Source organism: Streptomyces sp. NBC_01116, assembly GCF_041435495.1.
GTDB lineage: Bacteria > Actinomycetota > Actinomycetes > Streptomycetales > Streptomycetaceae > Streptomyces.
This window is the reverse complement of the sequence record NZ_CP108644.1, coordinates 6,821,100-6,842,022: the sequence shown is the minus strand read 5'-3', so window position 1 is coordinate 6,842,022 and position 20,923 is coordinate 6,821,100. Positions and strand designations below refer to the sequence as shown.

Sequence of the window (20,923 nt, the reverse complement as noted above, 5' to 3'; positions counted from 1 at the left end):
CCGATGCTCGAACTCACCGGACTGACCGCGGGCTACCACGGCGGCACCGTCCTCCACGGCCTCGACCTGTCGGTGCCCGCCGGTACGGTCCACGCCGTGGTCGGCCACAACGGCGCGGGCAAGACGACGCTCGTCCACACCGTCGCCGGGCTGATGCGGCCGAGCGCCGGATCCGTACGCGTGGACGGCCGCGACGTGACCGGGCAGCCGGCCCACCGGATCGCCCGGGCGGGGATCGGTCTCGTACCGCAGGGCCGCCGGGTGTTCGCCGGGCTCACGGTCGACGAGCACCTGCGGCTGTCCTACCGTCCGCCGCGCCGGGGCGACACCACCCGCCCCAGTGTGTGGACCCCCGCCCGGGTCCTGGAGCTGCTGCCCCGGCTGGGCGAGCGCCGGGGCAACCGGGGTACGGATCTGTCCGGCGGCGAACAGCAGATGCTGGCGCTGGCCCGCGCGCTGCTCGGCTCACCGCGGGTGCTGCTGCTCGACGAGCCGACGGAGGGCCTCGCACCCGTACTGGTGCGGCAGATCGACACGTTGGTGACCACGCTGGCGGCCGAGGGCATCGCCGTCCTCCTGGTCTCCCCCAGCCCCGCCCAGGCCGCCGCGTCCGCCCGCACGCTCACGGTCCTCACCTCGGGGCGGACGACGCTGCGCCAGTCCGGGGAGGACGCCCGCGCCGACGCGACGGCGCTGCACGCGGCGCTGGAACTGACGGCGACGGGAGCCTAGGAAGCAAGCAGCAAGAACAATCGCGGTACGAGCGCGGGGCCGGCGGAGACGGCAGCGGGGACGACACTCCGCGCGGCCCGCCCCGATGTCCCCACCCGCCGCCTCTACCCGGCCTTCATGCTGTGCCCGCCGAAGCCGCTGCGCCGGTCGGATCCGCTGTTCTGCGCCTGCCACCACGCGTCGAACCCCGCCTGATCCATGGCGGTCCAGTCGGGGGTGTCCTCGACCTGCGCGGCACCCATCCGGCGGGCGAGGGCGACCATGGCGGCCCCGACGGCTCCGCGCCGTTCGTCGTAGCCCTCCAGGACCTCCTTCCAGCTCCCCCCGGCCGCCCAGGCGGCCTCCAGCGCCGTGGCGTCCTGGAGCGCCTTCACGCTGCCGCCGCCGATGTGCGGCCGGGCGACGCTGGCGGCGTCGCCGACGAGCACCAGGCGGCCCGCGGTGTAGTGCGGCACCTCCAGGTCGTAGATGGGCTGGATGAAGGTGGTCTCGGCGGGGGTGCGGAGCACGCGGGCCGCCCAGTACGGCGGGAAGTTGTCGGCGACCAGGGCGCGCAGGTGCGCGGTGAGTTCGGAGTTGAGGCGGCCGGGCGGCAGGGAGGTGGGGGTCCGCAGGTCCGGGTGGAGGCCGTCGGTCTGCGGGGGTGCGGTGTAGAGCACCCAGTTGAGCCGGTGCCCGCCGACGCCGTCCGGGATGCGGTAGATCATGCAATGGCCGCCGGGGAAGACGATGTTGTGCGCGTCGTCGCCGTCCGACGGAAGGTCCGCGACGTCCGGCGACGTGCCGCGCCAGCCGATGTATCCGGCGTACGTGGCGTCCGCGCCGGGGAACATCGCCTCGCGCACGACGGAGCGGTATCCGTCGGCGCCGATCACGAGGTCGAAGTGCTCCTCGTACCCGTCCGCAAGCCGCAACGTCGCCCCGTCGGCGTCCGGTTCGACGGCGGTGACGACGGCCCCGGACCGGTAGGACACCGCATCGGGCACCCGGCGCCGCAGTTCGCTCCACAACGAGCCCCAGCTGTACGCCCGGAAGGGGAACGGCTGCTCGCCGACGACCCGGCCGTGAACGGCCTCCCCGTCGCGCACGCTCCACACCCGCCGGGTCAGCGGCGCCCAGGGCATCTCCGGGTCCACGTACCCGGCTTCCCGCAGCTCGTCGTACCGGTCGCTGTGGAGGGCGATTCCGACGCCTCTGTCACGGAGCCGGTCGTCGGCGCGCTCCAGTACGGTGACCCGCTCGGCCCCTCCGCGCGACGCGGCCAGCGCCGCGGCACACCCCGCTATGCTGCCGCCGACGACGGCGACGCTGCCTCCCCGCATGACTGGCACTCCACTCACTCGACGTTCCGGCCTTCCGGCCCTGCCCACCCGACGCGATGCCCGTTCAGCGCTTCCGGAAGGCCGCGTCCAGGTTGGGGACCTCGACGGAGGCGTGCAGGGTGATGCCGTCGGCCGGCTCGACCCGGGCGGCGATCAGATCGAGCACGGCGTCCGCGAGGCGGATCTTGGTCGCGTCGGTGCGGCCGTGGAGCAGGCGTATCTCGACGTGCAGGACGGCATGACCTTCGGTCCGGTCACCGATGACGAAGTCGTCGACCCGGCGGAAGCGGGTCTTGCAGGCCTCCGGGCGGGCGGCGACGGTGTCGACGACGAGCGGGTGCAGGGCGAGCGCGAAAGCCTGGCGGTCGAAGGTCGCGGCGAGCGTGCCGGAGTAGTCGACGGTGATCTGCGGCATGGGGGCAACTCCTCGGAGAACAGCGTGGGCTGGGGATGTCGGCCCGTACGGGGGAACGGTAGCCGAACGGGCGTCCAGGTCAGGGCTCGCCCGTCGTCCGTGCGAAGGACTCGTCCGCCGTCCCGGTCGGCGACTGCTCCGGTCGGCCCCGCCCGCACTGCGCGCCCGGACGGTCCGCCCTACCGTCTGTGCTGACGTCGTCACCCAGGGAGCCGGTCGTCGCGGAAGTCCGCACCTGGCGGGGCGCCTGTCCCACCCCGTACAGGAGGAGCCATGCCGGAGCTGTTCATCGATGGTCAGTGGACCGCCGCCGCCGAGGGGCGGACGCGGGAGATCCGCTGCCCGGCCGACGGCACGCTGGTGGCAGAGGTCGACGAGGGCGGGGCCCAGGACGCCGCCGCGGCCGTCGCCGCGGCCCGGCGGGCCTTCGACCACGGGACCTGGCCGGGGACGCCGGCCGCCGAGCGGGGGCGGCTGCTGCTGCGGGTGGCGGAGCTGCTGGAGCGGGACAAGGACGTCTTCGCGCGGGCCGAGTCGCTGGACACGGGAAAGCGGCTGGTCGAGAGCGCCTACGACATGGACGACATCGCGAACTGCTTCCGGTACTTCGGCAACCTCGCCGCCGCCGGGGGCGCCGACCGGGTCGTCGACACCGGGAGCGCCGACACGGACAGCCGTGTCGTCCACGAGCCCGTCGGGGTCTGCACGCTCATCACGCCGTGGAACTATCCGCTGCTCCAGACCGCCTGGAAGGTCGCTCCCGCGCTCGCGGCCGGCAACACCTTTGTGCTCAAGCCGAGCGAGCTGACCCCGCACACCGCCGTCCTGCTCATGCGGCTCCTGACCGAGGCCGGGCTGCCGGACGGGGTCGCCAATCTGGTGCTGGGTGCCGGTGCCGACGTGGGCGCGCCGTTGACCGAGGACCCGCGGGTGGACATGGTGTCGTTCACCGGGGGGCTCGCCACCGGGCGGCGCGTCATGGCGGCGGCCGCGCCCACCGTGAAGAAGGTCGCCCTGGAGCTGGGCGGCAAGAACCCCAACATCGTCTTCGCCGACGCCGACTTCGACACCGCCGTCGACTACGCGCTGATGGCGGTGTTCCTGCACGCGGGGCAGGTCTGCTCGGCCGGGGCGCGGCTCCTCGTACAGGACGAGCTGCACGACCGGTTCACCGACGAGCTGGTGGCGCGGGCCCGCCGGATCCGGCTCGGCGGGCCGTTCGACGAGGACGCGCGCAGCGGGCCGCTGATCTCCGCCGCGCACCGCGACAAGGTCGAGGCGTACGTGGCCGAGGGCATCGCGGAGGGCGCGGTGCTGCGCTGCGGCGGGGCGCGGCCCGAGGATCCGGCGCTGGCGGGCGGCTTCTACTACCCGCCCACCGTGCTGGACGAGTGCGCGACCTCGATGTCCGTGGTCCAGGACGAGTCGTTCGGCCCGGTGCTCACCGTCGAGCGGTTCCGGGACGAGGACGACGCGGTCCGGCTGGCCAACGACACCGTGTACGGGCTGGCGGGCGCCGTGTGGACGCGGGACGGCGGGCGCGCCCACCGGGTGGCCTCACGGCTGCGGGCGGGCACCGTGTGGATCAACGACTTCCACCCCTACGTACCGCAGGCGGAGTGGGGCGGCATGAAGCAGTCCGGCTTCGGACGCGAGCTGGGTCCGGCCGGGCTGGCCGAGTACCAGGAGGCCAAGCACATCTGGCGCAATGTCGCCGCGGTTCCCCAGCGGTGGTTCGAGTGAGTCCGGACAGCGGTCCGGGACGGGACCGAGCGGCCGAGGCCCGCGGCAAGGCCGACGACGAGGCGCTCGGCGAGCTGGGCTACCGGCCCGAACTCCGCCGTACGCTCGGCAACTTCCACACCTTCGCCGCCGGGATCAGCTACATCTCGATCCTGACCGGCACCTTCCAGCTCTTCTACTTCGGCGTCAGTTTCGGCGGTCCCGCCTACTGGTGGTCCTGGCCGATGGTCTTCTGCGGGCAGCTGATGGTGGCCCTGTGCTTCTGCGAGCTGGCGGCCCGCTACCCGGTGGCCGGTTCGATCTACAACTGGGCCAAGAAGATGGGCGGCCCGCACGTCGGCTGGCTCGGCGGCTGGATGATGATGACGGCCACCATGGTCACCCTGTCGGCCGTGGCGCTGGCCTACCAGATCACGCTGCCGCAGATCGACGACTGGTTCCAGTTCGTGGGCGACGGGAGCGGCAGGAACGACCAGGCGGCCAACGCGGTGCTGCTGGGCAGCGTGCTGATCCTGTTCTCCACGCTGGTCAACGCGTTCGGGGTCAAGCTCATGGCCCGGATCAACTCCGCGGGCGTCTTCATCGAACTGATCGCCGCCGTCCTGCTCATCGTCTTCCTGGCGGCCCACATCACCCGTGGCCCCAGCACCGCCCTGACGGAGACGTACGGTCTGGGCAGCGGTCAGTCGCTGGGCTACTTCGGCGCGTTCCTCACCGCCTCGCTGGCCTCGGCCTATGTGATGTACGGCTTCGACACGGCGTCCTCGCTCGGCGAGGAGTCGCACGACCCGGGCCGCAACGCGCCCCACGCCATTCTGCGGGCGCTGATCGCGTCGTTCCTGATCGGCGCGTTCATCCTGCTGTTCGCGCTGCTCGCGGTGCCGGACCTCAAGGCCGAGGAGCTGTCGACGGGCGGGTTGCAGTACGTGGTGCTGGCGACGCTCGGCGACACCGTCGGGGAGGTCTTCCTCTGGGCGGTGGTCGTCGCGATCACGGTCTGCGTGCTGGCGGTGCAGGCCGCCGGGATCCGGCTGATGTTCGCCATGGCGCGGGACAACAACCTGCCCGCCGGGTCGAAACTGGCCAGGGTCAGCCCGCGCTTCGGGACGCCCGTGGTGCCCGCCGTGCTGATCGGGGTGGTCGGCGTCGTCATCCTGGTGGTGAACATCAACCAGCCGCAGATCTTCTCGGTGATCACCAGCATCGCGATCATCATGATCTACGTGGCCTATCTGCTGGTCACCGTGCCCATGCTGCTGCGCCGGCTGCGCGGCGGCTGGGAGCCGCGCGAGGGCGCGTTCTCGCTGGGCCGCTGGGGGCTGCCGGTCAACGTCGCCGCCGTGCTCTGGGGCACGGCCATGTCGCTCAACCTGGCCTGGCCGCGCGCCGAGGTGTACAACGCGACCGGCCCGCAGCACTGGTACCTGCGCTGGGGCGCGTTCCTGTTCATCGGCGTCGTCGCGCTGGGCGGCTTCGCCTACTACTGGTTCGTCCAGCGGCACCGTACCGGCGTGCTCGCCGAGCACCGGTCCGGGACACCGGACCCCGACGCCCCCGCCGCTCCCCCGTCCCCGCCGGCCGTCTGAACCCTGGAGTCGTGATGCCCGACGCAAGCCCCCGTTCCGTGTTCGACTACGTCGTGGTCGGCGGCGGTACGGCCGGAGCGGTCATCGCCGCCCGGCTCACCGAGGATCCCGCCGTCACCGTCTGCGTCCTGGAAGCGGGCCCCTCCGACGTCGGGGACGAGAGCGTCCTGCGGCTGGACCGGTGGATGGCCCTGCTGGAGTCCGGTTACGACTGGGACTACCCGGTGGAGCCGCAGGAGCGGGGCAACAGCTTCATGCGGCACGCCCGCGCCAAGGTGCTCGGCGGCTGTTCCTCGCACAACTCGTGCATCGCCTTCTGGGCCCCGGCCGAGGACCTCGACGCGTGGGGAGCCCTGGGCTGTACGGGGTGGAGCTCGGCGGACTGCTTCCCGCTGTACCGGCGGCTGGAGACCAACGACGCGCCCGGCGACCACCACGGCCGCTCGGGTCCGGTCACCATCCGGACCGTGCCGCCGCTCGACCCCTGCGGCGGCGCCCTGCTGTCGGCCTGCGCGGCGGCCGGCATCCCCACCGTCCCGTTCAACACGGGCTCCACGGTGATCCGGGGCGCGCACTGGTTCCAGATCAACGCCCGCGAGGACGGCACCCGCTCCTCCGCCTCGGTCTCGTACCTGCACCCCGTGCTGGGGAAGCGGCCCAACCTGGAGGTGCGGACGGGGCTCCAGGCGAAGCGGCTGCTGTTCGAGGGCGAGCGGTGCTCCGGGGTGGAGTACCTGGAGCCCGACACCGTCCACAGCGGGAGCGTGGGCGCCCGGCGCGAGGTGATCGTCTCCTGCGGGGCGATCGACTCCCCGAAGCTGCTGATGCTGTCCGGCATCGGTCCGGCCGGGCATCTGCGGGACACCGGGGTGGACGTGCGGGTGGACTCCCCCGGCGTCGGCTCGCACCTCCAGGACCACCCGGAGGGCGTGATCATGTGGGAGGCGAAGCGGCCCATGGTCACCGCCTCCACCCAGTGGTGGGAGATCGGCATCTTCGCGGACACCGAGCCGGGCCTCGACCGGCCGGACCTGATGTTCCACTACGGTTCGGTGCCGTTCGACCTGAACACCTACCGGCGCGGCTATCCGACCTCGGACAACGCGTTCTGTCTGACCCCGAACGTCACCCGCGCCCGGTCCCGGGGCACGGTGCGGCTGCGGACCCGGGACTTCCGGGACAAGCCCCGGGTCGATCCGCGCTACTTCACCGACGAGCACGACGTACGGGTGATGACGTACGGGCTGCGGCTGGCGCGGGAGATCGTGGCGCAGCCCCCGATGGCCGACTGGGCGGGCGCGGAGCTGGCTCCGGGGCCGGGCGCGACCACGGACGCGGAGCTGTTCGACTACATCCGCGAGACGCACAACACCGTGTACCACCCGGCCGGAACCGTCCGCATGGGCCCGGCGGACGACCCGGACTCGCCGCTCGACCCGATGCTGCGGGTCAAGGGGGTGACGGGGCTGCGGGTGGCCGACGCGTCCGTCATGCCGGTCCTGCCGACGGTCAACCCGTGCATCACCACGATGATGATCGGCGAGAAGTGCGCCGATCTGATCAAGGAAGGCTGAGCCGGAGTTCCCGTTCCAGCATCGAACGCTATTCGCACACCTGCTCGAATAGCGTTACGCTCTCCCCATGGCCGTACACCTGCAAAGCTCGCTTTTCGACCAGGATGCCGAGGTCGAAGCCGGTCCCCTGAGCGGACTGCGGCGCACCGATCTGGGGCACGGGGCCTGGATCGACGTGCTGCCGCAGTGGCTCCGGGGCGCGGACGCCCTGTTCGAGACGCTGGTCCGCGACGTCGACTGGCGGGCCGAGCAGCGCGTCATGTACGAGCGCGTGGTGGCGGTCCCCCGGCTGCTGGCCTTCTTCGGCCGCCACGATCCCCTGCCGCATCCGGCCCTGGAGGCCGCCCGCACCCGGCTCGGCGAGCACTACGCCGCCGAGCTGGGCGAACCGTTCACCACGGCGGGGCTGTGCTTCTACCGGGACGGGCGGGACGGGGTCGCCTGGCACGGCGACACCATCGGCCGGGGAAGCACCGAGGACACGATGGTCGCGATCCTCTCGCTGGGAGCCCCCCGGCACCTCGCGCTGCGGCCGCGCCGACCGGGCCCCGCCGCCGTCCGCAGGCCGCTCGGGCACGGCGACCTGATCGTCATGGGCGGCAGTTGCCAGCGCACCTGGGAGCACGCGGTGCCCAAGACCGCGCGGGCCGTCGGACCGCGCATCAGCGTGCAGTTCCGGCCCGACGGGGTGCGCTGAGCCCGGCGCCCGGCGGGCGCGGCCCGGATCACGCGGTTGTGCGGGGCCCGGGCAGGGCGGATTCTGAGAATGATGAACCGGGCCGGTGTCGCGCCGTGAGCGCGGCGAGCACGGCGGAGAGCGCCGACTTCCGTGGCCCCCTGGACGTCACCAGGGCGGCCACGGTGGTCCTGGACGCCGAGAACACCGTCATCGGCTGGAGCCCGGCGGCGGCCGAGCTTCTCGGCTACGACCCCTCCGACGCCCTGGGGCGGCCTCTGACCGCGTTCCTCTCGGTGCGGCCGGCCGGCGGCGTCCTCCCGGCGGAAGCGGCCGGGACACCCGGTCCCGGCCCCGGGCCACCGTCGCTCTTCGGCAACGAGATCCATGTGGCACGCACCCGCGACGGCCGTGAGCTGCTGGTGGCGACGGCGACGTGTCCGCTGCCCGGCGGAGCCGGGGTGCGCGGCCCCGGCGTGCCGGACCGGATCCTGGTGGCGGCCGAGGTGGAGGCGCTGCTGCACTGGGAGTCACGGCTCGCCCTGCTCCAGGGTCTGGCCACCCAGTCGCCCGTCGGTCTGGCCATCTACGACACCGACCTGCGGCTGAGCTGGAGCAACACCGCCTACGAGCGGGAGATGGGGCAGCCGCTGGCCGCGTTCCGGGGCAAGCGGGCCGAGGAGTTGTACGGGGCGGGCTCCTTCGTGACGCCCGGCTATCCGCACACCCTCGCCGGCGTGATGCGTCAGGTGCTCGACACCGGTGAGCCGGTCCTCGACCTGCACTTCCGGGGGCAGCCGCCCAGCGACCCGGGAAGGGACCACCTGTGGTCCTGCGCGTACTACCGGCTGGAGGACTCCGACGGGCACGCGCTCGGTGTCTGCGAGGACGCGTTCGACATCACCGACCGCTACCGGGTCCAGGAGCGGCTGGCCCTCCTCGTCGAGGCCGGCCGCCGCATCGGCACCGTCCTGGACGTGGCCACCACCGCCGAGGAGATCGCCGCGGTGGCCGTGCCGGACTTCGCCGTCACCGTACGGGTGGACGTCACCCGGGCGGCGGTGACCGGGGAGACCGCGGCGGTGGGCAGCCCGGCGGACATGTCCCTGCTGCGGGTGGCGGAACGGTCGGCGCGGGGGTCCGCCACGCCGGATCCCGGTGTCCCGGGGGCCGGGCAGCCGGAGGCGGGGCGTCCGGAGGCCGGGCAGCCGGAGGCCGGGCAGCCGGAGGCCGGGCAGAGCCCCGGCGAGGCGCCGCAGCCGCATCCGTCTCCGTCCCCGCCGTACCCGCCCCCGTCCCTGCCAGCGCCGCCGTCCCCGTCTCCGTATCCGCCGGTCGCGTACCCGCCCGGATCGCCGCAGCACCGCAGCCTGTCCTCGGGCGGGCTCGTGCTCGACGAGAGCACCCTGGTCGTCCCGTTGCGGGCCGGGGGCGGCATCCTGGGGCTCGTCACCTTCGACCGGGGCGCGGGCCTCGGCACCTCGGGCCGGCCACTCGGCCCCGACCGGGCGACCACGTTCGACAACGGCGAGGTCGCCCTGGCCGACGAGCTGGCGGCCCGGGCCGCCGTCTGCGTCGACAACGCGCGCCGCTACACACGCGAGCGCACCGCCTCCCTCGCCCTCCAGCGGCAGCTGCTGCCCCATCGCCTGCCGCCGCTGTCCGCCGTCGAGACCGCCTACCGCTACCTGCCGGCCGACGACGTGACCGGCGTCGGCGGGGACTGGTTCGACGTGATCCCGCTGTCCGGGACCCGGGTCGGCCTCGTGGTGGGGGACGTGGTCGGGCACGGGCTCAGGGCGGCCGCCACGATGGGCCGGCTCCGCACCTCCGTACGGGCCTTCGCACAGCTCGACATGGCCCCCGACGAACTGCTGACCCGGCTGGACGATCTGGTGGGCCAGCCGGCGGAGGAACGGACGGACCCGTACGGCGGGCCGGTCGAGACCTACGACGTGACCACCGGGGCGACCTGCCTGTACGCCGTCTACGATCCGGTCTCCCGGCGTTGCGTCATGGCCCGGGCCGGGCACCTGCCGCCGGCGATCGTCGGTCCGGGAGGCCAGGTGTCGTTCCCGGACCTGCCCGCAGGTCCGCCGCTCGGTCTCGGCGGGCTGCCGTTCGAGTCGATGGAGATCGACCTGCCCGTGGACAGCCTGCTGGCGCTCTTCACCGACGGCCTGGTCGAGGACCGGGACCACGACATCGGACGCGGCCTCGACACACTGGGCCGGGTGCTCGGCGACCGTTCGGCGTCGCTGGAGGAGCTGTGCGACCGGGCGGTCTCCGAGCTGGTGCCCGACGGCACGAGCACCGACGACACCGCCCTCCTCCTGGTCCGCACCCGCGAACTCGACGCGGAACGGGTGGCCGACTGGGAGCTGACCGCCGAACCGCTGTCGGTGGGCCGCGCCCGCGAGCTGGCCACCGGACAGCTGGAGGCCTGGGGCCTGGAGGAGCTGGTGTTCGCGACCCAGCTGGTCGTCAGCGAGCTGGTCACCAACGCGGTCCGGTACGCGGGCGGTCCGCTGGGGCTGCGCCTCATCCGGGACCGCACCCTGGTGTGCGAGGTCGCGGACACCGGTCACACCTCCCCGCACCTGCGGCACAGCGAGGCGGACGACGAGGGCGGCCGCGGACTCTTCATCGTGGCGCAGCTCGTCCAGCGGTGGGGCACGCGGTACACCCCGACCGGGAAGACCATCTGGACCGAGCAGACCCTCCCGCCGGCCGGAACCGGCTGACCGGACCGCCCGCGAGGCGCTGTCCTCAGGCGCTGCCCGCAGCACCGCCCGTGGACAGCATCGCCCGTGAACAGCACCTGGGAGCAGCGCCCTTGGGCAGCATCTGAGCGCAGCGCCTTTGTTGACAACCCAACAGACTTGGACTTAGGTATGCCTTACCTAAGTCGACTGGGTGTCCGTGGTTCTGGTTACCGATGCCGAGAAAGGTGCTCATCTCATGAGTGCTGTTCCCTCCACCCGTACCGTCGCCCGTGCGGGCCTCGCCGCGTTCGCCGCCGGCGCGCTGGCCCTGACCTTCGCCTCCCCGGCCGCCGCCGCGACCGGCACCCGTACGGTCACCGACGGGGGCGCCACCTACAACCTGTCGCTCTCCGGACCCGACACCGCGGCCGCCGCGGGCGCCAACATCACCGTCACCGGCAGCGGTTACAACACCGGACAGGGTGTGTACGTGAGCCTGTGCGTGGTGAACGGGGCCCAGGGCGCCAACAAGCCCTCGCCGTGTCTCGGCGGCCAGGACCAGTCCGGCACCACCGGCGCCTCGCACTGGGTGTCCGGCCTGGGCGGCGGCCTCCCCAACACCTCGCCCTTCGGCGCGGGCGGCACCTTCAGCGTCCGGATACACGTCAAGGCCGACCTCGGCGGCGGCAACGTCTGCGGCGACACCGTCGAGTGCGCCATCGTGACCCGCGCCGACCACACCGACACCAACGACCGCAAGTACGACGTCCACGCCCCGGTCACCTTCGTGTAGCGCTGACCGACAGCACCGCACAGCCCAGCCATTCGCCCGGTCCCGGCCGCTCGCGCCGGGGCCGGGCTCCCACGCGTCGTGACGAGGAATGACATGACATCCACTCCGGGCACCGCTCCCGGCACCCTGCCGGACGGCCGACGCGGACTCGGCCGCCGGGCGGGTACGGCCGCCGTCGCCGCCCTGCTGCTCGCGGCGATCCCCACGGGCGCGGCGGTCAGCGCCGACGCCGGCACCCCGAGGACCGCCACCGGCCCCGAGGGGCAGAAGCTCACCGTCTCGGCCACCACCGGACTCGACCCGGCCGGTGAGGAGGTCCGGGTCACCGGCGAGGGGTACGGCCTGGGATCCGGCATCTACGTCGCCCTGTGCAAGGACAACGGCGACAACCGGGTGCCCTCCCCCTGCCTCGGCGGCGCCGACATGAGCGGCGGCTCGAAGACCTCGCAGTGGATCGTGCCCCCGGGCGACCCGTACGAGGGCGATCTCGCCCGCGCCTTCGGGCCCGGCGGAACCTTCGACGTGGAGCTCCGGATCACGGCGAAGGGCGACGGCCTCGACTGCGCCGAGGTGACCTGCTCCCTCGTCACCCGGGCCGACCACCGCTCCGCCGGCGACCGGTCGCAGGACGTCCGCATACCCGTCGCCTTCGCGGGCCAGGAGCCGGGCGAACCGGGCGGCGAGGGCGTCGACGTGCCCGCGGGGACCGTCTCCTACAGGGCCGCCGCCGACTTCACCTCGGCCGGCAAGCCGCTGGACCTGCTGCTGCACCCCGACTCCAAGAAGCTGTACGTCGGCGCGGACAACCTCCCCGACACCGCGGACGTCGACGAGCGCGGGCTGCATGTGCTGAACCCCGGGGACGGCAGGGCCGAGAGCTGGATCAGCCAGGCCCCCGGACCCGGCGGGGAGCCGCGCACCTCGGCGGCCGCGCGTATCTCCGGACCGCTGCCGGGCGACGGCGTCGTCTACAACTACCCGCTGCGGGGCGTCGGCAGCGCCAGGTCCGGGGACAAGAAGGCCTCCGGCGTCTGGCTCACCGGGTTCACCATCACCGACATCGCCCCCGGTACGACCCCGGGCACCGTGCTGGTCGCCCAGGGCGCGAAGCTCTCCGAGATCGAGCGGGCCACCGGCACGGCGACCCGGAGCCTCACCCTCCCGGGCGGCACGCAGTTCGCCTCGGACCCCGCCCGGGGCGCGCTCTGGTTCAGCGACATCGCGGCCGGGAAGCTGCACCGGGTGGACCTCACGTCGTTCGCGGTCACGGCCTCCTTCGACCTGCCCGGCGCGGGCACGGCCGGGTTCACCGAGACGGACCCGGCCACCGGCGCGGTGTGGGTCGGCGTCGACCGGTCCGTGGTGGTCCTCGACGCGGCGGGCAAGCCGCTCAAGACGCTCGTCGGCAAGGACCTGGCCCGCGACGCCGCCTTCGACCCGGCGACGGGCCGGGCCTATGTGGTCTGGCAGGACGGCGGGGACCTCTCCGATCCGGCCAACGACAACAACGGCACGCTGACCGTGTACGACACCGAGGACTTCGCCGTGGCCGCGAAGGAGCTGTCGCTGCCCGGCAACCACGCGCAGTCCGGCGCGGCCTCGCTCGCCGTCGAGCCGGGCGGGGCCACCGTCTTCGTGACGAGCCCCGCCGAGGGAAAGATCACCAGGCTGGTCCGGCAGGTCTCGCCGCTGGTGACCCGCGCGCCCGCCGACCTGGCGGCCGAGGACGGCGAGGACGTCACCCTCACCGCGGCGGCGGAGGGCTCCCCGGAGCCCACGGTCCGCTGGCAGGTCAGCCCGGACGGCTCGCAGACCTGGAAGGACGTCGAGGGCGCGACCGGGCCCGCGCTCACGTTCACCGCGAGGACGGCGCAGGACGGCTACCGCTACCGCGCCGAGTTCCGCAACGCCGCCGGCACCACCCGCACCTCCGCCGTGACCCTCACCGTCACCGCGCCGACGACCGGTGGCGGGGAGACGGGCGGCGACAGCGACGGCGGTGACGCCTCGACCGGAGGCGGCAGCACCGAAGGTGACGGGTCGACGGGCGGTGACAGCGGTACGCGGTCGGGCGGCGGCTCCACCACCGGGGGCTCCGGCTCCACCGGTACGGCCGGCGGCTCCGGCGCGTCCGGCGGCACCGGCTCCACGGTCGGCGGCGGGGCAGGTGGCGGCAGCGGCCCCGCCACCACGGCCGGAGGCGGCAGCCTGGCCGCGACCGGCGCCACGGTGATGTCGGCGACTCTCGCGGCAGCGGCACTCGTCGGCGCCGGGCTGCTGATCCACCGGCGGGCCAGGCGGCGCGCGGACGGCACGTCCTGACCCGCGGGGCGGCCCCGAAAGCCCCGTTCCGAAGGGCCCGTTGAAGGTCTTCGACGGGACACGGTGAGGGCCGGTCCGACGGAGAAATTGATTGGACTAGACCAAGCGCTCGTGTGCACACTCTCAGCCCGACCTCGCCCGCCAGGGCGCGTCCCGCTCCAGGAGAGGCACACATGCCCGTCATCGAGGTGGCAGACCTCGTCAAGGAGTTCAGCCGGCCCAGACGGCAGGAGGGCGCCTTCGCGGGCGTCCGCACCCTGCTGACGCGTGAGAAGACGGTCAAGCGTGCGGTCGACGGCATCGACTTCACGGTCCAGCGGGGCGAGATGGTCGGCTATCTCGGCCCCAACGGTGCGGGGAAGTCCACCACCATCAAGATGCTCACCGGCATCCTCGTACCCACGTCCGGCACGGTCACCGTCGCCGGCGCCACGCCCTGGCGGGACCGGTCCCGCAACGCCCGCCGGATAGGCGTGGTCTTCGGCCAGCGCAGCCAGCTCTGGTGGGACCTGCCACTGCGCGACTCGCTCTGGCTGATCGGCCGTCTCTACGACGTGCCGCAGGCCCGGTTCCGCGAGAAACAGCGGCAGTTCAGCGAGGTGCTCGACCTCGGCCCGTTCCTCGACACCCCCGTCCGCCAGCTCTCCCTGGGCCAGCGGATGCGCGGCGACCTCGCCGCCGCGATGCTCTACGAACCCGACATCCTCTACCTGGACGAGCCGACCGTCGGACTCGACGTCATCGCCAAGGAGCGGATACGCACCTTCGTCGGGGAACTGAACCGCGAGTCGGGCACCACGGTCGTCCTCACCACCCACGACCTCGACGACGTCGAGGAACTCTGCGACCGGATCATCCTCATCGACCACGGCAAGGTCGCCTACGACGGCGCGGTGGACGAGCTGAAGAGCCGCTACGCCCCGCACCGCGAACTCGTGGTGCAGACCGACCGGCTGGAGAGCGTCGAGGGCGCGGAGGTCGTCCGCCGCGAGGGCGGCAAGGTGTGGCTGCGCTTCGACCCCGTCCGCACACCGCCCGCCGAGCTGGTGGCCGCGGTGCTGGCGCAGCACCGGGTGACCGACCTGTCGATCGTGGAACCCGAGCTGGAGAGCGTCATCCACCGGATCTACGCGGACCGCGGATGACCGCCCCGACGGCCCGCGCCGCCGTGAAGCAGCCGTCCCGGACGCCGCTGCGGGCCCATCTCGCCTGCGCCCGCATCGAGTTCCGCGCCGCCCTCACCTACCGCACGGCCTATCTGTCGTCCTTCGCGATGATGCTCCTCCAGATCTGGCTGCTGACGGTGGTCTGGAAGGCGTTCTACGACGGCCGTGAGGAGGTGGACGGACTCAGCCTCACCACCATGACGGCGTACGCGACCCTGACAACGCTCCAGTACCAGCTCGTCAGCCCGTGGCGCTCCTCCCCCATCGACCAGCGGGTGCGGGAGGGCAAGGTCGCGGTGGACCTGCTGCGGCCCATCGGCTTCCCCGGTCAGATGCTCGCCGGCCAGCTCGGGTGGGCTTCGGCCGCGGTCCCGGTGCTGCTGGTCGCGCTGCCGTTCGCGTTGCTGATCGGCGCGGGCCAGGCACCCGCCTCGGCGGCCGCGGGGTTCGCCTACCCGGTGGCGCTGATCGGCGCGCTGCTCGTGAACCAGCTGCTCGGGCTGCTGCTCGGCATGGTCTCCTTCTGGACCCTGGAGGTGAGCGGCGCCCTCATGGCCTACCGCTTCGTCGCACAGTTCTTCTCCGGGGCCCTGATCCCGTTGTGGTTCATGCCCGGCCCGGTCAGGGCCGCCGCGGAATGGCTGCCTTTCCAGGCCACCGCTTACACCCCGGCGGCCGTCTACCTGGGCCAGGCCGAGGGCGCCGGCATCGCGGCCGCCCTCGGGGTCCAGCTCGCGTGGATCGTCGTGCTCGGCGCGCTGGCCGCGTTCGTCTGGTCGCGCGCCCGGCGCCGCGTCATGTCGCAGGGGGGATGAGGGATGATGCGAGGTCCGCGGGTCTATCTCCTGCTGGCAGGTGCGGCGTTCCGCGCCGAGTTCCAGTACCGGGGGAACCTGTTCATCAACATCATCGGCGGCCTGTTCTACCAGGGCGTCGGCCTGGCCTTCATCTGGGCGGTCCTGGATCGCTTCGGGCAGGTCGGCGGCTGGGGCCTGGGGGAGATCGCCTTCCTCTACGGCATGAGGCTCACCGCCCACGGCCTGTGGCTGCTCCCCGGCCACCAGCTGATCCACGTCGACGAGGTCGTCATCGAGGGCGAGTACGACCGCTACCTCGTCCGTCCGGTGTCGCCGCTGGTCCAGCTCCTCACCCGCAGGGTGCGGCTGAGCTCGCTCGGTGACCTGGCGGGCGGTGCGGTTCTCCTGTCCATCGCCTCGGCCTCCGCGCCGGTCGACTGGTCCCCCCTGGCCGTCTGCTTCCTCCTGCTCGCCGTGGTGGGCGGCGCCCTGGTGGAAGGCGCACTGCAACTGGCCGCCTCCGCACTGGTCTTCAGGATGAAGAGGGTCTCCCCCATCAAGTTCGCCATCGACATGATCTTCAGCGACTTCGGCAACTACCCGCTGAAGATCTTCGGCCCGGTGGCCGGCTTCGGGCTGACCTTCGTCTTCCCGCTGGCCTTCGTCGCCTATCTGCCGGCGACCGTGCTGATGGACCGGGAGGAGGAACTCGCCGTACCGGAATGGCTCGCCTGGGGCACGCCGGGCATCGGCGTCGCGCTCATGTACATCGCGTACCGCTTCTGGGAGCGGCAGTCCCGCCACTACGAGAGCAGCGGGCACTGAGCAGACCGCTCCCGGCGGCGCCCGTCACAAGCGCTTACCCAACCGCCGCTCCATCAACATCCGTACGCACAAGGCGACATCAGTCGGTACGGGCCGATCGGAGAGGTCTGGACCGAGCCGCCTGAACTTCACGGGAACTCCAGCGAAATGGCACGTGTGTGGATATCGTGCACCGAGCGGGGGCGCGTCCGGCAGTCCACGGGATCGACGGATGCGTCGTGTTTGTGGGGGTGCGACTGTGACTGGGGGGTTCATGGGGCATGTCGAAATACCTGATACCGACCTATCCGGACCGGTAGGGCTCCGGGGCGCGCCGCGCCCCCGCACCGCCGCGTCCAGGAACCGCACGGCGGCGCTGGAACAGCTGTGGAGGGCCCCGACAGCACAGCGCGACCCGGCCGGCCGGCCGCCGGCCCGGCGGAAGCGGACGCCCGGCCCGGCCTTGGCCGCGCTGACCGAACTGCTCGGGCTGGCCGGTCCGGCCTGGCTGCTGCTGCGCGCGGGCGACCAGCCGCGCCCGGTGACGGCCGCCGCGGTGGCGGGGCTGGTCTGGGTCGGACTGCGTGGGGCCCGGGGGCGGTACGCGGACCGGCCGGGGGCCGGGTCCGGCGCGCTCGGCCCGGTCGGGGACTGGCTCGTGCTCATCGGCCTGCTGGCCGTCCTGCACACGGCGGCGGGCAGCCCGATGGACCCGGCCACGGCCGTCGTGGCCGTGGCACCGGGGCTGCTGGTCGCCACGGCGGCGGCGGGCCTGCGCCGGTGGCCGCGTTCCGGGCGCCGGGTCCGCAGGGTCCTGCTGGTCGGCGAGGCGTCGGGCGTCGGGCGGGCGGCCGAGCTGCTCAACTCCCGTACGGACCACGACTACCGCCTGGTCGCCGCCATACCGGTGGGCACCGCCCGGCTGGAGCTGGACGGTGTGCAGGTGCCGGGGCGCCTCGGGTCCTGCCCGGCCGACGACGAGGTGACCACGGTGCTCGGCGGGGTCTACGCCCACGCGGCGGACCTGGTGCTGGTGGCTCCCGGGCCGCTGCTGACCGGCGACCGGCTGCGCCGGCTCGGCTGGGGGCTGCACGACGGCGGCGTCGCGCTGTCCGTCGTCTCGGAGCTGTCCGGGGTGACGGCCGAGCGGGTGCGCCCCGTCACCGCGGCCGGGCTCACCCTGCTGCACATAGCGCCGCCGCTGCGCGGAGGCCCGCAGGCGGTGCTGAAGAACGTGCTGGACCGGACGGGGGCCCTGTTCGGGCTGCTGACCCTGGCCCCGATGCTCCTGGCTGTGGCCGTGAGCATCCGACTGTCCTCGCGGGGGCCGGTCTTCCACCGGCAGATCCGGCAGGGACAGCACGACCGGCCCTTCACCATGTGGAAGTTCCGCACGATGGTGGCGGACGCGGAGAGCCTCAAGGCGCAGCTCCTCGAGGCCAACGAGGTCGACGGCCCGCTGTTCAAGATGCGCAGCGACCCTCGGGTGACGCCGGTCGGGCGGCTGTTGCGGCGCACCTCGATCGATGAGCTTCCGCAACTGCTCAATGTACTGCTGGGGCACATGTCGCTGGTGGGCCCGCGCCCGCCGCTGCCGGAGGAGACGTCGCGGTACGACGAGCGGGAGCACCGCCGGCTCACCGTGAAACCGGGGCTGACCGGCCTGTGGCAGGTGAGCGGCCGCTCCGATCTGACCTGGCCGGAGACCGTCTCGCTGGACCTCTGGTACGTCGACAACTGGTCGGTCTCCGCCGACCTGGGACTTCTCGCCCGTACTGTGCGCGCCGTCGCCGACGGCCGCGGGGCCTACTGAGGGCGGCGGGCGTGCGGATACGAGGAGCGCGGCCGGTGCGCCGCCGCGAGGGACCGCTCCGCGGCGGCGAACGGTCAACGTCCGGGCGGGAGTTGCCCGAGCCACCACGCGTAGGTACGGGCGATGCCGTCACGCAGCGGGATTTGCGGCGTGAAGCCGAGGGAGGAGAGGCGCGTGACGTCGAGCAGCTTGCGGGGCGTCCCGTCGGGCTTCGTGGTGTCCCAGCCGACACGCCCCTGATAGCCCGTCACCTCTGCGACGGTCTCCGCGAGTTCGCGGATGGACAGGTCGTCGCCGCAGCCGATGTTGACGGGTTCGTCACCGTCGTAGGCCTCCAGCAGGCGCACACAGGCGGCGGCGAGGTCGTCGACATGGAGGAACTCGCGGCGCGGGGAACCGGAGCCCCACAGGGTCACCTCGGGCGCCCCGTCCCGCCGCGCCTCGTGGAAGCGGCGGATCAGGGCGGGCAGCACGTGCGAGGTCTCCAGGTCGAAGTTGTCGCCGGGCCCGTAGAGATTGGTGGGCATGGCGCTGATGTAGGAGGCGCCGTACTGCCGTCGGTAGGACTGGGTCTGGACGATTCCGGCGATCTTGGCGAGGGCGTAGGCCTCGTTGGTGGGCTCCAGCCGGCCGGTGAGCAGCGAGTCCTCGCGGATCGGCTGGGGCGCGAGCCGGGGGTAGATGCACGAGGAGCCGAGGAAGAGCAGCCGCTCGGTCCCGGCCGCGTGCGCGCCGGCGATCACGCTGAGCTGGATGCGCAGGTTGTCCTCCAGGAACTGCACCGGGTAGGTGCTGTTGGCCATGATCCCGCCGACCTTGGCGGCGGCCAGCACCACGGCGTCCGGACGGACCTCCTTCAGATACGTCCCGGTCCGCGCGGCGTCGCGCAGGTCGAGGAGGTCGCGGCCGCGGGTGAGCACCTCGTGGCCGTCGTCGGCGAGGCGGCGGGCCACCGCCGAGCCGACCAGGCCGCGGTGTCCCGCGACGAATACGCGGGAGCCGGGCCGCAGTAGGGGGCGGGCGGATTCCTGGGAGGGGGCGGGGAGTTCGGTCGTCATGGCTCGGATTGTGCCAGCAGAGAGGGACTGCGGTGACACTTCACCGCAGAACGTCCCAATTCAGATATGTCGGTGAAGGTCGCCGCCGAGGCGATCAGCAGAGAAGGGGGAATCGTGGCGAAGACCGCGCTCATCACCGGAGTGACCGGCCAGGACGGTTCGTATCTGGCCGAGTTGCTGCTCGACAAGGGGTACACGGTGCACGGGCTCATACGCCGTTCCTCCAGCTTCAACACCGAGCGGATCGACCACATCTACCAGGGACCCGAGGAGCCGGAGCGCTCCTTCGTCCTGCATCACGCGGACCTGTCCGACGGTGTGGCGCTGGTGAACCTGCTGCGCGACATCCAGCCCGACGAGGTCTACAACCTGGGTGCGCAGTCGCATGTACGGGTGTCCTTCGACGCCCCGCTGTACACCGGGGACGTCACGGGCCTGGGCACCATCCGGCTCCTGGAGGCGGTCCGGGCCAGCGGCATCGAGACCCGGATCTACCAGGCCTCGTCCTCCGAGATGTTCGGCGCCAGTCCGCCCCCGCAGAACGAGAACACCGCGTTCCACCCGCGCAGCCCGTACAGCGTGGCGAAGGTCTACGCGTACTGGGCCACGGTCAACTACCGCGAGGCGTACGACATGTTCGCGGTGAACGGGATCCTCTTCAACCACGAGTCGCCGCGCCGGGGCGAGACCTTCGTAACCCGGAAGATCACCCGTGGCGTGGCCCGGATCAAGGCCGGGCTCCAGGACCGACTGCACCTGGGCAACCTCGACGCGGTCCGGGACTGGGGGTACGCGCCGGAGTACGTGGAAGCCATGTGGCGGATGCTCCAGTGCGACACGCCCGACGACTACGTGGTCGCCACCGGGGAGGGCGTCAGCGTCCGGCAGTTCGTGGAGTTCGCCTTCGAGCACGCGGGGCTGGACTGGCGCGAGCACGTGCGTTACGACCCGAAGTACGAACGCCCCAGCGAGGTCGACGCGTTGATCGGGGACGCGTCCAAGGCCGAGGAACTGCTGGGCTGGAAGCCCGAGGTGAGGTCGCGCGAGCTGGCCCGCATCATGGTCGACGCCGACATCCGCCGACTGGACGACCAGCTGAGCGGCGCCGCCGTCCGGGTGGACAGGTGAACGGGCCGGGCGGCACGTTCCCGCGCGTCCGCCCGGCGGCCCGCTCCGGCCCGATGGCCTCCTGCGCCGACCGCGGCTGCGTGGTGCCGTTCACCGGCGCCCGCGCCGCGTCGTCGGCCACCCCCTACTCCCGGCCGGCGCCAGCCGCGCCCGTGCTCGGGACGATCACCGGCGCGACCGCCGTCTCCACCGGCTCCTCGGTGGAGCTCACCGCGCCGGCACCGGGCGGAGCCCTCGGCTCCGCCTACTCACTCACCCGACCGGCAGCGCGACGGACTGTCCGCGCGTC

Annotated in this window: 16 protein-coding genes; 13 read left to right on the top strand and 3 right to left on the bottom strand. The window is 72.8% G+C overall.

All coding sequences use genetic code 11. The features are described 5' to 3' along the window. Positions 1-3 precede the first annotated feature (3 nt). Complete coding sequence (locus OG245_RS30030) at positions 4-732, top strand: ABC transporter ATP-binding protein (RefSeq protein WP_371626491.1); 729 nt, start codon at positions 4-6, stop codon at positions 730-732. Positions 733-836: 104 nt separating this feature from the next. Here the strand turns inward: OG245_RS30030 and OG245_RS30025 are convergent, their stop codons facing one another. Both OG245_RS30025 and OG245_RS30020 read right to left on the bottom strand, forming a co-directional pair. Next, positions 837-2,054: an FAD-dependent monooxygenase gene (locus tag OG245_RS30025; RefSeq protein ID WP_371626490.1), complete on the bottom strand. Its 1,218-nt coding sequence runs from the start codon at positions 2,052-2,054 to the stop codon at positions 837-839. Positions 2,055-2,118: 64 nt separating this feature from the next. Continuing rightward, positions 2,119-2,469 carry a 5-carboxymethyl-2-hydroxymuconate Delta-isomerase gene (locus OG245_RS30020; protein WP_371626489.1) on the bottom strand — a complete coding sequence of 117 codons (351 nt, stop codon included), beginning with the start codon at positions 2,467-2,469 and terminating at the stop codon, positions 2,119-2,121. Positions 2,470-2,742: 273 nt separating this feature from the next. Here OG245_RS30020 and OG245_RS30015 point away from each other — a divergent pair, with 273 nt between their 5' ends. The 11 genes from OG245_RS30015 (at position 2,743) to OG245_RS29965 (ending at position 18,448) form a co-directional block, all read left to right on the top strand. Beyond that, complete coding sequence (locus tag OG245_RS30015) at positions 2,743-4,212, top strand: aldehyde dehydrogenase family protein (protein WP_371626488.1); 1,470 nt, start codon at positions 2,743-2,745, stop codon at positions 4,210-4,212. Continuing rightward, positions 4,209-5,798 (top strand): APC family permease, encoded by a 1,590-nt coding sequence (locus OG245_RS30010; RefSeq protein ID WP_371626487.1) that lies wholly within the window; start codon positions 4,209-4,211, stop codon positions 5,796-5,798. Before OG245_RS30015 ends, OG245_RS30010 begins: the two co-directional genes overlap by 4 nt. Positions 5,799-5,812: 14 nt before the next feature. Then, positions 5,813-7,372 carry a GMC family oxidoreductase gene (locus tag OG245_RS30005; protein WP_371626486.1) on the top strand — a complete coding sequence of 520 codons (1,560 nt, stop codon included), beginning with the start codon at positions 5,813-5,815 and terminating at the stop codon, positions 7,370-7,372. A gap of 67 nt (positions 7,373-7,439) precedes the next feature. Beyond that, positions 7,440-8,069, top strand: coding sequence for an alpha-ketoglutarate-dependent dioxygenase AlkB (locus tag OG245_RS30000; protein WP_371626485.1), 630 nt, complete (start codon positions 7,440-7,442; stop codon positions 8,067-8,069). Between the two features lie 95 nt (positions 8,070-8,164). After that, positions 8,165-10,792, top strand: coding sequence for a SpoIIE family protein phosphatase (locus tag OG245_RS29995; protein WP_371626484.1), 2,628 nt, complete (start codon positions 8,165-8,167; stop codon positions 10,790-10,792). Between the two features lie 217 nt (positions 10,793-11,009). Next, complete coding sequence (locus OG245_RS29990) at positions 11,010-11,546, top strand: hypothetical protein (RefSeq protein ID WP_371626483.1); 537 nt, start codon at positions 11,010-11,012, stop codon at positions 11,544-11,546. A gap of 93 nt (positions 11,547-11,639) precedes the next feature. Beyond that, positions 11,640-13,868, top strand: a complete 2,229-nt coding sequence (locus tag OG245_RS29985) for a hypothetical protein (RefSeq protein ID WP_371626482.1) — start codon at positions 11,640-11,642, stop codon at positions 13,866-13,868. A 173-nt stretch (positions 13,869-14,041) separates the two neighbouring features. After that, positions 14,042-15,013 carry an ATP-binding cassette domain-containing protein gene (locus OG245_RS29980; RefSeq protein WP_371626481.1) on the top strand — a complete coding sequence of 324 codons (972 nt, stop codon included), beginning with the start codon at positions 14,042-14,044 and terminating at the stop codon, positions 15,011-15,013. Continuing rightward, positions 15,010-15,849, top strand: coding sequence for an ABC transporter permease (locus tag OG245_RS29975; RefSeq protein ID WP_371626480.1), 840 nt, complete (start codon positions 15,010-15,012; stop codon positions 15,847-15,849). Before OG245_RS29980 ends, OG245_RS29975 begins: the two co-directional genes overlap by 4 nt. Positions 15,850-15,855: 6 nt before the next feature. Beyond that, entirely contained in the window at positions 15,856-16,656 is an 801-nt protein-coding gene (locus tag OG245_RS29970; protein WP_371628027.1) for an ABC transporter permease, read from the top strand. Positions 16,657-16,909: 253 nt separating this feature from the next. Next, a complete protein-coding gene (locus OG245_RS29965) occupies positions 16,910-18,448 on the top strand; it encodes a sugar transferase (RefSeq protein ID WP_371626479.1) in 1,539 nt (512 codons plus the stop codon). Between the two features lie 74 nt (positions 18,449-18,522). Here OG245_RS29965 and OG245_RS29960 read toward each other — a convergent pair whose 3' ends face one another. Further along, positions 18,523-19,506 (bottom strand): GDP-L-fucose synthase family protein, encoded by a 984-nt coding sequence (locus OG245_RS29960; RefSeq protein ID WP_371626478.1) that lies wholly within the window; start codon positions 19,504-19,506, stop codon positions 18,523-18,525. A 114-nt stretch (positions 19,507-19,620) separates the two neighbouring features. On the opposite strand from OG245_RS29960, the gene gmd reads away from it, so the two are divergent. After that, positions 19,621-20,634, top strand: a complete 1,014-nt coding sequence (gmd, locus tag OG245_RS29955) for a GDP-mannose 4,6-dehydratase (RefSeq protein WP_371628026.1) — start codon at positions 19,621-19,623, stop codon at positions 20,632-20,634. Positions 20,635-20,923: the final 289 nt, after the last annotated feature.

Excerpts from the sequence above, each read along its gene's own strand:
- OG245_RS30030 (WP_371626491.1), top strand. The coding sequence starts at position 4 with ATGCTCGAACTCACCGGACTGACCGCGGGCTACCACGGCGGCACCGTC.
- OG245_RS30000 (WP_371626485.1), top strand. The coding sequence starts at position 7,440 with ATGGCCGTACACCTGCAAAGCTCGCTTTTCGACCAGGATGCCGAGGTC.
- OG245_RS29985 (WP_371626482.1), top strand. The coding sequence starts at position 11,640 with ATGACATCCACTCCGGGCACCGCTCCCGGCACCCTGCCGGACGGCCGA.
- OG245_RS30020 (WP_371626489.1), bottom strand. The coding sequence starts at position 2,469 with ATGCCGCAGATCACCGTCGACTACTCCGGCACGCTCGCCGCGACCTTC.
- OG245_RS30025 (WP_371626490.1), bottom strand. The coding sequence starts at position 2,054 with ATGCGGGGAGGCAGCGTCGCCGTCGTCGGCGGCAGCATAGCGGGGTGT.
- OG245_RS30005 (WP_371626486.1), top strand. The coding sequence starts at position 5,813 with ATGCCCGACGCAAGCCCCCGTTCCGTGTTCGACTACGTCGTGGTCGGC.
- OG245_RS30015 (WP_371626488.1), top strand. The coding sequence starts at position 2,743 with ATGCCGGAGCTGTTCATCGATGGTCAGTGGACCGCCGCCGCCGAGGGG.
- OG245_RS29965 (WP_371626479.1), top strand. The coding sequence starts at position 16,910 with ATGGGGCATGTCGAAATACCTGATACCGACCTATCCGGACCGGTAGGG.
- OG245_RS29975 (WP_371626480.1), top strand. The coding sequence starts at position 15,010 with ATGACCGCCCCGACGGCCCGCGCCGCCGTGAAGCAGCCGTCCCGGACG.
- OG245_RS29990 (WP_371626483.1), top strand. The coding sequence starts at position 11,010 with ATGAGTGCTGTTCCCTCCACCCGTACCGTCGCCCGTGCGGGCCTCGCC.
- OG245_RS29960 (WP_371626478.1), bottom strand. The coding sequence starts at position 19,506 with ATGACGACCGAACTCCCCGCCCCCTCCCAGGAATCCGCCCGCCCCCTA.
- OG245_RS29970 (WP_371628027.1), top strand. The coding sequence starts at position 15,856 with ATGCGAGGTCCGCGGGTCTATCTCCTGCTGGCAGGTGCGGCGTTCCGC.
- OG245_RS29980 (WP_371626481.1), top strand. The coding sequence starts at position 14,042 with ATGCCCGTCATCGAGGTGGCAGACCTCGTCAAGGAGTTCAGCCGGCCC.